Source organism: Pectobacterium colocasium, from assembly GCF_020181655.1.
Classification (GTDB): domain Bacteria; phylum Pseudomonadota; class Gammaproteobacteria; order Enterobacterales; family Enterobacteriaceae; genus Pectobacterium; species Pectobacterium colocasium.
The window spans coordinates 3241649-3254067 of sequence record NZ_CP084032.1 but is presented as its reverse complement, the minus strand read 5'-3'; the positions used below and the strand labels follow the sequence as shown (position 1 = coordinate 3254067).

9 protein-coding genes and 1 pseudogene are annotated in these 12419 nt (G+C 51.6%); all 10 read left to right on the top strand.

The window, feature by feature from the left end; translation table 11 throughout:
• The first annotated feature begins 187 nt into the window (after positions 1-187).
• The gene (nuoG, locus tag LCF41_RS14765; RefSeq protein WP_225085247.1) at positions 188-2914 is read left to right on the top strand and encodes an NADH-quinone oxidoreductase subunit NuoG; all 2727 of its coding nucleotides are present in this window, start codon (positions 188-190) and stop codon (positions 2912-2914) included.
• Positions 2911-3885: an NADH-quinone oxidoreductase subunit NuoH gene (gene nuoH, locus LCF41_RS14760; RefSeq protein WP_225085246.1), complete on the top strand. Its 975-nt coding sequence runs from the start codon at positions 2911-2913 to the stop codon at positions 3883-3885. The genes nuoG and nuoH overlap by 4 nt, the downstream gene beginning before the upstream one ends.
• Before the next feature lie 17 nt (positions 3886-3902).
• Positions 3903-4445, top strand: a complete 543-nt coding sequence (gene nuoI / locus LCF41_RS14755) for an NADH-quinone oxidoreductase subunit NuoI (protein ID WP_010278884.1) — start codon at positions 3903-3905, stop codon at positions 4443-4445.
• A gap of 9 nt (positions 4446-4454) precedes the next feature.
• Entirely contained in the window at positions 4455-5015 is a 561-nt protein-coding gene (nuoJ, locus tag LCF41_RS14750; RefSeq protein WP_225085245.1) for an NADH-quinone oxidoreductase subunit J, read from the top strand.
• Entirely contained in the window at positions 5012-5314 is a 303-nt protein-coding gene (nuoK, locus tag LCF41_RS14745; protein WP_005969835.1) for an NADH-quinone oxidoreductase subunit NuoK, read from the top strand. The genes nuoJ and nuoK overlap by 4 nt, the downstream gene beginning before the upstream one ends.
• The gene (gene nuoL, locus LCF41_RS14740) at positions 5311-7158 is read left to right on the top strand and encodes an NADH-quinone oxidoreductase subunit L (RefSeq protein ID WP_225085244.1); all 1848 of its coding nucleotides are present in this window, start codon (positions 5311-5313) and stop codon (positions 7156-7158) included. Before nuoK ends, nuoL begins: the two co-directional genes overlap by 4 nt.
• A 100-nt stretch (positions 7159-7258) precedes the next feature.
• Positions 7259-8794: an NADH-quinone oxidoreductase subunit M gene (nuoM, locus tag LCF41_RS14735; RefSeq protein ID WP_225085243.1), complete on the top strand. Its 1536-nt coding sequence runs from the start codon at positions 7259-7261 to the stop codon at positions 8792-8794.
• 6 nt (positions 8795-8800) lie between these two features.
• The gene (nuoN, locus tag LCF41_RS14730) at positions 8801-10258 is read left to right on the top strand and encodes an NADH-quinone oxidoreductase subunit NuoN (RefSeq protein ID WP_225085242.1); all 1458 of its coding nucleotides are present in this window, start codon (positions 8801-8803) and stop codon (positions 10256-10258) included.
• A 313-nt stretch (positions 10259-10571) separates the two neighbouring features.
• Positions 10572-10883, top strand: coding sequence for a stress response protein ElaB (gene elaB / locus LCF41_RS14725; protein ID WP_225085241.1), 312 nt, complete (start codon positions 10572-10574; stop codon positions 10881-10883).
• 827 nt (positions 10884-11710) lie between these two features.
• Positions 11711-12405, top strand: a pseudogene (locus tag LCF41_RS14720) (IS1 family transposase).
• The last annotated feature ends 14 nt before the right edge of the window (positions 12406-12419 follow it).

Sequence of the window (12419 nt, the reverse complement as noted above, 5' to 3'; positions counted from 1 at the left end):
TCGCTCAACACGTGCGAGATGCAGTGAGTGAATGTATCCGCAGGGTGGCGCAAATAAGCCACCCTCTATAAACCCAATAGATTTCAGGCGCAGGTAGCCAACGCATTTGCGATTTGAAAGATGAGGGTATACAGAATTTTTGATTAGCGCTCGTGGCAACACGGGCCATTATGGAAGCATGCTGACTATGGCTACTATTCATGTAGACGGCAAAGAGTATGAAGTAAACGGAGCAGACAACCTTCTGGAAGCTTGCCTGACTCTGGGACTTGATATTCCTTACTTTTGCTGGCACCCCGCGCTCGGGAGCGTCGGATCCTGCCGCCTCTGTGCGGTAAAACAGTATCAAAACGCGGAAGACACCCGCGGTCGTCTGGTGATGTCTTGTATGACACCAGCGGCACCGGGTACGTTCATCGCCATTGAAGATGAAGAAGCGAAACTATTCCGTAAGACGATAGTTGAGTTTCTGATGACCAACCACCCGCACGATTGCCCGGTGTGTGAGGAAGGCGGTAACTGTCATTTGCAGGATATGACAGTCATGACGGGGCAGAACTTCCGTCGCTATCGCTTTACCAAGCGTACCCACCGCAATCAGGATCTTGGCCCGTTCATTTCTCACGAAATGAACCGCTGTATCGCGTGCTATCGCTGCGTGCGTTACTACAAAGACTATGCGGATGGCAAAGATCTCGGCGTTTACGGCGCGCACGACAACGTCTACTTCGGTCGTCCGGAAGATGGCACGCTGGAAAGCGAATTCTCCGGTAACCTGGTTGAAGTGTGTCCTACCGGTGTATTCACTGATAAAACGCACTCTGAGCGCTATAACCGTAAATGGGATATGCAGTTTGCACCGAGCGTCTGCCAACAGTGCAGCATCGGCTGTAATACCAGCCCCGGTGAACGCTATGGCGAACTGCGTCGTATCGAAAACCGCTTTAACGGTAGCGTAAACCACTATTTCCTGTGTGACCGCGGCCGTTTTGGTTACGGCTATGTTAATCAGAAAGACCGTCCAAATCAGCCGCTGCAACGTCGCGGTGATGACTGGATCGCGCTGAATGCCGATCAGGCACTGCAAGGTGCGGCGGATGTGCTGCGTCAGGCGAAGAAAACGATCGGTATCGGTTCGCCGCGTGCCAGCATTGAAAGCAACTTCGCTTTGCGTGAGCTGGTAGGGGCAGAGAACTTCTACACCGGTATTGCGCAGGAAGAACAAAATCGTCTGCAACTGATCCTGAAAGTGCTGCGCGAAAGCGGGGTGAGAACGCCGGCGCTGCGTGAAATCGAAGGCTACGATGCCGTTCTGATTTTGGGTGAAGACTTGACGCAGACAGGGGCACGTATCGCACTGGCTGTTCGTCAGGCCGTTAAAGGCAAAGCACGTGAAATGGCGGCAGCACAGAAAGTGGCTGACTGGCAGATCGCGGCGATCATGAACATTGGCCAACACGCCAAACATCCATTGTTTGTCACCAACGTAGACAGCACTCGTCTGGACGACATCGCCGCATGGAACTACCGTGCGCCGGTTGCCGATCAGGCGCGCCTTGGCTTTGCGATTGCACACGGTCTGGATAGCAGTGCGCCGGCCGTTGCCGATCTGGCTGCGGGCCTTGACCAGAAAGTCGATATCATCGTACAGGCGCTGGCCGGTGCGAAAAAACCACTCATCATTTCCGGCACCAATTCAGGTAGTGAGGAAGTGATTTCTGCAGCGGCAAACGTTGCCAAAGCGCTGAAAAATCGCGGTTCTGACGTCGGAATTACCTTTGTTGCTCCTGCTGCTAACAGCATCGGGTTGTCAATCATGGGTGGTGGTTCGCTGGATGACGCGCTGGCGCAGTTGGAAAACGGTGACGCCGACAGCGTGGTCGTGCTGGAGAACGATCTCTACCGTCATGCCCCAATCGCTCGCGTTGATGCCGCTCTGGAAAAAGCGGAGAACCTGATTGTGGTCGACCACCAGCGTACTCGCATCATGGACAAAGCTAGCATGATTCTGTCCGCTGCCAGCTTTGCTGAAAGCGACGGTACGCTGATTAACCAGGAAGGCCGCGCGCAGCGTTTCTTCCAGGTTTATGACCCAACGTACTACAACGACAAAGTTGTGATGCTGGAAAGTTGGCGCTGGCTGCACTCGCTGTATATCACTTACAACAGCCGTCAGGTTGACTGGACGCAACTGGATAACGTGATTGATGCGTGTGCTGCGGCTCTGCCGCAGTTGGCTGCGATTAAAGATGCTGCACCGGACGCGTCGTTCCGTATTCGTGGTCAGAAACTATCGCGTTCACCGATTCGCTCCAGCGGACGTACTGCGATGCGCGCCAATATCAGCGTGCATGAACCACGTCAGCCGGTTGATAAAGACACCATGTTTGCCTTCTCAATGGAAGGGAACAACAGTCCGACAGCCAACCGCCAGCAGATTCCATTTGCCTGGGCACCAGGCTGGAACTCACCGCAAGCCTGGAACAAATTCCAGGACGAAGTGGGTGGACATTTGCGTCATGGCGATCCGGGTGTGCGTATGATCGAAGCCGGAGAAGGTTCGCTGGCGTATTTCGACAACATTCCTGCGGCTTTTGTCCCACAAGCGGGTCAATGGCGCGTTGCGCCGTATTATCACTTGTTCGGCAGCGATGAAATGTCACAGCGTTCTGACGTGATTCAGCAGCGTATGCCAGAGCCTTACGTGATGGTGAACCCAGCTGATGCGGCAACACTGGGTGTGAACGCTGGTGCGTTGCTGGAGTTGACCTGTGCAGGACAAACGCTACGTCTGCCACTGCGCTTAAGTGCGGAATTGGGTCAGGGACAGGTTGGTTTACCGCTGGGCTTGCCGGGTATTGCACCGGTGCTGGCGGGTGCAACCGTTGAAAATCTGCGGGAGGCCGCACAATGAGTTGGTTAACGCCGGAATTAACCGAAATTCTGATCTCCGTTGGAAAAGCGATCGTGATTCTGCTGGTTGTGGTGACCTGTGGCGCATTCATGAGTATGGGTGAACGTCGACTGCTTGGTCTCTTCCAGGGACGTTATGGACCGAACCGGGTAGGTTGGGGCGGTTCATTGCAGCTTGTCGCTGACATGATCAAAATGTTCTTCAAAGAAGACTGGGTGCCGAATTTCACCGATAAGGTGATCTTCACGCTGGCACCGATGATCGCGTTTACGTCAATGCTGATTGCCTTTGCGATTGTGCCGATTACGCCAACCTGGGGTGTCGCCGATCTGAACATCGGGATCCTTTTCTTCCTGATGATGGCGGGTTTGGCCGTTTACGCAGTGCTGTTTGCTGGTTGGGCGAGTAACAACAAATACTCGCTGCTGGGTGCGGTACGTGCTTCTGCTCAGACCGTAAGCTACGAAGTGTTCATCGGCCTGTCACTGATGGGTGTAGTCGCGCAAGCGGGCTCGTTCAACATGCGTGACATCGTCGATTCTCAGGAACACCTGTGGAACGTGATCCCGCAGTTCTTCGGCTTTATTACGTTTGCCATCGCAGGCGTGGCGGTGTGTCACCGTCACCCGTTTGACCAGCCTGAAGCTGAGCAGGAAATTGCCGATGGTTACCACATTGAATACTCCGGTATGAAATTCGGTCTGTTCTTTGTTGGGGAATATATCGGGATCGTGACGGTTTCCGCGCTGATGGTGACCTTATTCTTCGGTGGCTGGCATGGTCCAATCCTGCCTCCGTTTGTCTGGTTTGCGCTGAAAACTGGCTTTTTCATGATGATGTTCATCCTGATTCGTGCTTCGTTACCCCGTCCGCGTTATGACCAGGTGATGTCTTTCGGTTGGAAAGTCTGTCTGCCGATAACGCTTTTGAATCTGCTGGCGACAGCGGCCGTCATTTTGTACAACGCTTAAGAAGGGGTGAATAAACCATGACATTGAAAGAGTTAGTGGTTGGTTTCGGCACCCAGATACGCAGTATCTGTATGGTGGGATCGAATGCTTTTAAGAAGCGCGAAACCAGAATGTATCCCGAAGAACCTGTGAATCCACCGCCGCGCTACCGTGGTCGTATCGTGCTGACGCGCGATCCCGATGGCGAAGAGCGTTGCGTTGCCTGCAACCTGTGTGCTGTGGCCTGTCCGGTCGGCTGTATCTCATTGCAGAAAGCGGAAACCAAAGATGGTCGCTGGTATCCCGAGTTCTTCCGCGTCAACTTCTCGCGCTGCATTTTCTGTGGCTTCTGCGAAGAAGCGTGCCCGACAACCGCTATCCAGCTGACGCCGGATTTCGAGATGGGCGATTACAAACGTCAGGATCTGGTGTACGAGAAAGAAGATCTGCTGATATCGGGGCCGGGTAAATATCCGGAATACAATTTCTACCGGATGGCTGGTATGGCAATCGATGGGAAAGATAAAGGCGAAGCTGAAAACGAAGCCAAACCCATTGATGTCAAAGGCCTGTTGCCCTAAGGAGTTAGCATGGAATTCGCTTTTTATACCACAGGCTTGATTGCGATACTGGCGACATTGCGCGTCATTACGCATACCAATCCTGTGCATGCATTGTTGTATATGGTCACCTCGCTCATGGCGATTGCGGGCGTATTTTTCTCGCTGGGGGCTAATTTTGCCGGCGCGCTGAGCATCATCGTTTATGCGGGCGCCATCATGGTGCTGTTTGTGTTCGTGGTCATGATGCTCAACCTCGGTAATTCCGTAGAAGAACAAGAGCGGAATTGGCTGAAACCTAGCGCTTGGGTAGGGCCAGGTATTCTTTCTCTGGCGTTACTGGTGATTGTCGTCAACGCGATCCTCAGCCTGAAAGAGCAGGGAATCACGGGCACGCCTGTTGAGGCGAAAGCCGTAGGTATCAGCCTGTTTGGTCCTTATGTTCTGGCAGTTGAATTAGCGTCAATGCTGCTGCTGGCGGGATTAGTTGTCGCTTTCCACATTGGTCGTGAAGATAAACGCGGTGACGTTGTGAATAAAGAAAGCGCGAATCAGGACGCTGAGAAGAAAATAACGGGGGAACGCGCATGATTCCGTTACAACATGGATTGATTTTAGCGGCTATTCTGTTTGTTCTGGGTCTGACTGGTCTGCTGATTCGTCGTAACCTGCTGTTTATGTTGATTAGTCTCGAAATTATGATCAACGCTGCCGCGCTGGCATTTGTCGTCGCAGGCAGCTACTGGCAGCAGCCGGATGGTCAGGTGATGTACATTCTGGCGATTACGCTGGCAGCGGCTGAGGCCAGTATTGGTCTGGCACTGCTGTTGCAGATGTATCGTCGTCGTCAGACCCTGAATATTGATACAGTCAGTGAGATGCGCGGATGAACTTACTCTATTTAACAATACTCTTCCCGCTGCTCGGCTTTCTGTTGCTGGCATTTTCCCGCGGTCGCTGGTCGGAAAATACGTCCGCGACAGTCGGTGTTGGCTCGATTGGTCTGGCAGCATTGGTTACCGCTTGGGTTGTGGTCGATTTCATGGGCCAACAGCACGGTGGCGTCACCTTCTTTAATCAGCATTTGTGGACATGGATGGCCGTTGGCAATTTCGACATCAGCGTAACGCTGACGCTCGATGGCCTTGCGGTGACGATGCTGTCCGTTGTTACGGGTGTCGGCTTCTTTATTCACCTGTTTGCCTCCTGGTATATGCGTGGGGAAGAGGGATATTCCCGCTTCTTCGCCTACACCAACCTGTTTATCGCAAGTATGGTCGTTCTGGTACTGGCCGATAACCTGTTGCTGATGTATCTCGGTTGGGAAGGGGTAGGGCTGTGCAGTTACCTGCTGATCGGTTTCTACTACACCAATCCGAAAAACGGTGCGGCGGCAATGAAGGCTTTCATCGTTACCCGTGTGGGTGACGTCTTCCTGGCCTTTGCGCTGTTCATCCTTTACAAAGAGTTGGGTACGCTCAACTTCCGCGAGCTGATGGTATTAGCGCCGCAGAAACTGGCTGAAGGCTCACCGGAAATCACTTGGGCGACGCTGATGTTGCTGGGTGGTGCGGTCGGTAAATCTGCACAGTTGCCGCTGCAAACCTGGCTGGCGGATGCGATGGCGGGTCCAACACCAGTCTCTGCATTGATCCACGCCGCGACGATGGTTACCGCCGGTGTCTACCTGATTGCTCGTACCAATGGTCTGTTCCTGATGGCGCCGGATGTTCTGCATCTGGTGGGGATTGTGGGGGCGGTAACGCTGGTGCTGGCAGGTTTTGCCGCTCTGGTGCAAACCGACATCAAGCGCGTGCTGGCCTATTCCACCATGAGCCAGATTGGTTATATGTTCCTGGCGTTGGGTGTTCAGGCATGGGATGCCGCAATTTTCCACCTGATGACGCATGCGTTCTTTAAAGCGCTGCTGTTCCTCTCTTCTGGTTCGGTCATTTTGGCCTGCCACCATGAGCAGAACATCTTCAAGATGGGCGGCCTGCGTAAAACGATTCCGCTGGTTTATGTCTGCTTTCTGGTCGGGGGCGCGGCGCTGGCTGCACTGCCGCTGGTTACCGCAGGCTTCTTCAGTAAAGACGAGATTCTGGCTGGCGCATGGGCAAATGGTCACATCAATCTGATGGTGGCTGGATTGGCTGGTGCCTTCATGACCTCGCTGTATACGTTCCGTATGATTTTCATCGTGTTCCACGGTGAAGAGAAAACCAAAGCGCATGCAGGAAAAGGCATTTCTCACCACTTACCACTGGTTGTGCTGATGGTTCTGTCCACCTTTATTGGTGCGATGATTGTTCCGCCGTTGCACGGTGTGTTGCCAGCGACGACTGAGCTTGAACACGGCCAGTTGATGACGCTGGAAATTACCTCTGGTGTCGTGGCGATTGCCGGTATTCTGCTTGCTGCTGTGCTGTGGCTGGGTAAACGTCAGGCGGTGAGCAGCATCGCGAAGAGTGCGCCGGGTCGTTTCTTCTCGACCTGGTGGTTCCACGCGTGGGGCTTCGACTGGTTGTACGACCATGTCTTTGTTAAACCGTATCTGGCTATCGCGAAGCTGTTGCAGCGTGATCCGTTAAATGGGCTGATGACCATTCCGGCCACGATTACCCGTTGGGGTAACCGTGGGCTGGCGCTCAGTGCGAATGGTCAATTGCGCTGGTACGTTGCTTCTATGGGCTTTGGTGCCGTGCTGGTACTGGCCTTGTTGCTGCTGGTGTAAAGCAGTACCCGGTAACGTATGAAAGGTAGGGCATTCCGCAGACAGGGATGCCCGCCACGGCAAGTTTTCAGATTTCTTTAATTTAGGGACACAAAACGCCATGCTACTACCTTGGCTAATTCTTCTCCCCTTTATCGGCGGTCTGCTGTGCTGGCAGTTAGAGCGTTTTGGTACGAAAGTACCGCGCTGGATCGCGTTGATTGCAATGGGGCTGACACTCGTACTGTCTCTGCAACTGTGGTTGCAAGGCGGTTATTCGCTTACCGCGCCGACAGGCGTACCACAATGGCAATCCGAGTTTTATCTGCCGTGGATCCCGCGCTTCGGCATCGGCATCCATCTTGCGCTGGATGGCCTGTCGCTGCTGATGGTGGTACTGACGGGGTTGCTAGGCGTGCTGGCAATCCTCTGTTCCTGGAATGAAATTCAGCGTTATCAGGGCTTCTTCCATCTGAACCTGCTGTGGATTCTGGGCGGCGTTATCGGCGTGTTCCTTGCCATCGACATGTTCCTGTTCTTCTTCTTCTGGGAAATGATGTTGGTGCCGATGTACTTCCTGATTGCACTGTGGGGGCATAAAGGCTCTGACGGTAAAACCAGAATTACGGCGGCGACCAAGTTCTTCATTTATACCCAGGCAAGCGGCCTGATCATGTTGATTGCGATTCTGGCGCTGGTCTTTGTGCATCACAATGCCACCGGTGTCTGGACGTTCAACTATGAAGACCTGCTGAAAACGCCGATGTCGTATGGTGTTGAATATCTGCTGATGCTGGGCTTCTTCATCGCGTTTGCTGTAAAAATGCCTGTTGTGCCGTTGCACGGCTGGCTGCCGGATGCACACAGTCAGGCGCCAACGGCAGGTTCTGTTGACCTCGCGGGGATCTTGTTGAAAACGGCGGCCTATGGTCTGCTGCGTTTCAGCCTGCCGCTGTTCCCGAACGCCTCACATGCCTTTGCACCGATTGCCATGTGGCTGGGTGTGATTGGTATCTTCTACGGTGCCTGGCTGGCGTTTAAACAGACGGATATCAAACGCCTGATCGCTTACACCTCGGTGTCCCACATGGGCTTCGTGATGATTGCCATCTATTCCGGTAATCAACTGGCTTATCAGGGCGCGGTGATTCAGATGATTGCGCACGGCTTGTCTGCTGCCGGTCTGTTTATTCTGTGTGGTCAACTGTACGAACGTCTGCATACCCGTGACATGCGTGAAATGGGCGGCCTGTGGTCGCGTCTGAAGTTCCTGCCTGCGCTGTCTCTGTTCTTTGCCGTCGCGACATTGGGGATGCCGGGAACGGGTAACTTCGTTGGCGAATTCATGATTCTGTTCGGCAGCTATCAGGTTGTGCCGGTGATTACGGTGATCTCAACCTTCGGTCTGGTATTTGCGTCAGTCTACTCACTGATCATGATGCAGCGTGCTTACTACGGTGCGCCTAAATCTGATGAGCCATTGAAGAGTATGTCGATCCGCGAATTGTCTATCGTGATGCTGTTGGTGGTATTACTGGTGTTGTTAGGGGTGTACCCGCAACCGATTCTGGATACCTCCAGTGCCGCGATGTCAAATATCCAGCAGTGGTTTATGTCGTCTGCTCCAGATTCAATTATTTCAACAACAAGGCCGTAATTCGCCATGACAATAACTCTTCAACAACTAATTGCGCTATCGCCGCTGTTGATCGTCGGATTGACGGTAGTGGTTGTGATGCTGTGCATTGCGTGGCGACGCAACCATTTTGTCAACGCAACAATGACGGTTATCGGCCTGAATATTGCGTTGCTGTCACTGTACTTTGTCGGCCAGGTTGGTCCAACGGACGTGACGCCGCTACTGCGTGTTGATGGCTTCTCGATGTTCTATACCGCGCTGGTTCTGCTTGCCAGTCTGGCTACCAGTACGTTTGCTTATCCGTGGTTGCAAGGTTACCCAGACAACCGTGATGAGTTCTACCTGCTGGTTCTGATTGCTGCGCTGGGTGGAATCCTGCTGTCGAGCGCCAACCATCTGGCATCGTTGTTCATCGGGATTGAACTGCTTTCCCTTCCGCTGTTTGGTCTGGTGGGGTATGCCTTCCGTCAGAAGCGCTCGCTGGAAGCCAGTATTAAATACATGCTGCTGTCGGCGGCGGCATCTTCCTTCCTGCTGTTTGGCATGGCGCTGATTTATGCTGAATCAGGCGATATGAGCTTTGCCAGCCTCGGTAAGAGCCTGAGCGATCACCAAATCCATGAGCCGCTGCTGCTGGCTGGTCTGGGGATGATGATTGTCGGTCTGGGCTTCAAGCTGTCTCTGGTACCGTTCCAGCTGTGGACACCTGATGTGTATCAGGGGGCGCCTGCGCCTGTGTCTACGTTTCTGGCCACGGCGGGTAAGATTGCGGTTTTCGGTGCGGTAATGCGTTTGTTCCTGTACGCGCCGATGGCTGACAGTGAGTCCGTCAGAATCGTGCTGGGCATCATCGCGTTCGCGTCGATTCTGTTCGGTAACGTGATGGCGGTATCGCAAACCAACATCAAACGTCTGCTCGGTTACTCTTCCATCGCGCATCTGGGCTATTTACTGGTTGCCTTGATTGCGGTGCAGAGCCATCAACTGGCGCTGGAAACCGTCGGCGTTTATCTGGTGGGTTACCTGTTCAGCAGCCTGGGGGCGTTCGGCGTGGTTAGTCTGATGTCCAGCCCGTACCGTGGTCCGGATGCCGATTCACTGTTTTCTTACCGTGGCTTGTTCTGGCATAAACCGATCTTGTCTGCGGTAATGACGGTGATGATGCTGTCGCTGGCGGGTATCCCGATGACGCTGGGCTTCTTTGGTAAATTCTACGTGCTGGCTGTCGGTGTGAATGCGGAGCTGTGGTGGCTGACGGGTGCCGTTGTGCTGGGTAGCGCCATTGGTTTGTACTACTACCTGCGCGTGATGGTGAGCCTGTACCTGACGGCTCCTCAACAGCTACAGCGTGATACGCCAAATAACTGGGCCTTAACCGCAGGTGGTGTAGTTGTACTGATCTCCTCCATCGCAGTTCTGTTCTTCGGTTTGTATCCACAGCCGCTTATCTCTCTGGTGCAATTGGCGCAGCCAATGCTGTAACCATCGCCAAGAGTCGGGTTAAGTCATGAAACGCCGTTGATGAGAATCAACGGCGTTTTTTTATGGCGAGCTTCCTGCTCGCCACCCTTCGGGCCGTCACAAGCGACGTTGAAAAACGTTCCTTGCGTTTTTTATCAGCAAAATCACCACGTTCTTGAACGGGGGGTAAGAGCAAGCAAGATACGTTTTAGGAATGATCTGGTCTGCTGAAGCCGTAGAAGTCAGGAAAAATTGTCTATAGTTAAGAAGGCAACGATTTCTAACCCATGACTTTTCATAACCAATGATTTTTCATAACAGAAGGAAGCACTTTATGGCGACAACCAAAAAACAGCCTGAAGAAATTCGTGTCGATGATGATTTAAAACTTCTGTCTGAAACGCTGGATGAGGTACTGCGCTATACGGGCGATCAGGCCGATCAGGCCTACCTTGATTTGAAAAAAGGAGCAGAAAAAGCGCTGCTGGAAGTGAAAGCCCGCATTGGCGTAACAGACAGCTATTATGCGCGTGCAAAACAGGTGGCCGACAAAGCCGATGTGTATGTGCATGACAAACCCTGGCACGGTATCGGTATCGGTGCCACCGTCGGTCTGGTCGTGGGATTACTGTTGGCTAAGCGTTAATATTATATCGGCTATCTGTACCGCTATGACGATACAATCTGCATAGGATAGCTGTGTTTACCCCCATCATGAATACCTCTGACAAACGTTTTGTGAATAATTTTTTTCTACAAAACGTTTGTTTTTATTTGCCACGATGGTTGCTACCTGCCTTTACCTACCTCCCGCTATTTAGCTGAATTATCCCCTCTTGTGGTTTTCTGAAGCGAGAGGACTGTAACCGTCACGAGTCATGTCGATACTCAATTTTTGTGCGTATCTTCAATGAGCACGAGTATCTTGTTAATTATTAATTGATATTGTTTCTGGTTGTTTCAGTTTATGAAATAGAGCCTAACTTTACATTTTAATAATTAATCGTGTATATTATTAGTGTGTTTTATTTTTTAATTTACTCTCTTTTTGAGAGTTATCTTAATAAGTTAAATATCTCGTAAAGTAATCGATTTTCAAATTTAAATGTTATTTCATTGTATTTTCTCGCATCATTAATTTGTAATGAATACGTGTGGTATTTTAAAAAGATACCATTAAAATAAAGCCCTTGACATTTATAAATAGAACATGGTTCCATTCTTGTGGAGCATTTAATAAATGACGACTGATATTTATTTTTCAGGAAATCAGTACGGCTGATTATCAACAAGGAAAAGATAATGCCTATTACCAACCCAATTTGGACAGAGAAAGAACTCACTGGTCATATCGATTACAATCAAGACTTTCAAAGTATTATTGAGAAAAATGCGTGGCACGGATTATTCTCGTCTCAGGTGGTGCCTCTAATTAGTTGAATTGATATATAATGACTGCTTTGAGGTTTGCTCATGGCCAGCGTTAATGTTCATTGTCCTCGCTGTCAGTCTGTTCAAGTTTACCGTCATGGATAGAACCCTAAAGGTCGTGACCGGTTTCGCTGTCGTGACTGTCACCGCGTGTTTCTGCTCACCTATACCTATGAAGCGCGTAAGCCCGGTGTCAAAGAACAAATTACCGAAATGGCATTCAACGGCGCCGGCGTTCGTGATACAGCCAGAACACTGAAAATCGGTATTAACACCGTCATTCGCACGTTAAAAAACTCGCGCCGAAGCGAATAACTTCCTCTCCGGTCGCTCATGCCGATGTAGCACTTATCTGTGAGCTTGATGAGCAATGGAGCTTTGTCGGCAATAAAGCCCGGCAGCATTGGCTCTGGTATGCATACAACACCAAAACAGGTGGCGTTCTGGCTTACACGTTTGGACCGCGCACGGATAACACCTGCCGTGAACTTCTGGCTCTGCTGACGCCGTTTAACATCGGTATGATAACCAGCGATGACTGGGGCAGTTAGGCCAGAGAACTCCCGAAAGATAAGCATCTGACAGGAAAAATCTTCACTCAGCGTATTGAGCGTAACAACCTGACACTGAGGACACGTATTAAACGTCTGGCCCGTAAAACAATCTGCTTCTCGCGTTCGATAGAATTGCATGAAAAAGTCATCGGGGCATTCATTGAAAAACACATGTTCTACTAATTGGACGCATTACC

Excerpts from the sequence above, each read along its gene's own strand:
- nuoG (WP_225085247.1), top strand. The coding sequence starts at position 188 with ATGGCTACTATTCATGTAGACGGCAAAGAGTATGAAGTAAACGGAGCA.
- nuoH (WP_225085246.1), top strand. The coding sequence starts at position 2,911 with ATGAGTTGGTTAACGCCGGAATTAACCGAAATTCTGATCTCCGTTGGA.
- nuoI (WP_010278884.1), top strand. The coding sequence starts at position 3,903 with ATGACATTGAAAGAGTTAGTGGTTGGTTTCGGCACCCAGATACGCAGT.
- nuoJ (WP_225085245.1), top strand. The coding sequence starts at position 4,455 with ATGGAATTCGCTTTTTATACCACAGGCTTGATTGCGATACTGGCGACA.
- nuoK (WP_005969835.1), top strand. The coding sequence starts at position 5,012 with ATGATTCCGTTACAACATGGATTGATTTTAGCGGCTATTCTGTTTGTT.
- nuoL (WP_225085244.1), top strand. The coding sequence starts at position 5,311 with ATGAACTTACTCTATTTAACAATACTCTTCCCGCTGCTCGGCTTTCTG.
- nuoM (WP_225085243.1), top strand. The coding sequence starts at position 7,259 with ATGCTACTACCTTGGCTAATTCTTCTCCCCTTTATCGGCGGTCTGCTG.
- nuoN (WP_225085242.1), top strand. The coding sequence starts at position 8,801 with ATGACAATAACTCTTCAACAACTAATTGCGCTATCGCCGCTGTTGATC.
- elaB (WP_225085241.1), top strand. The coding sequence starts at position 10,572 with ATGGCGACAACCAAAAAACAGCCTGAAGAAATTCGTGTCGATGATGAT.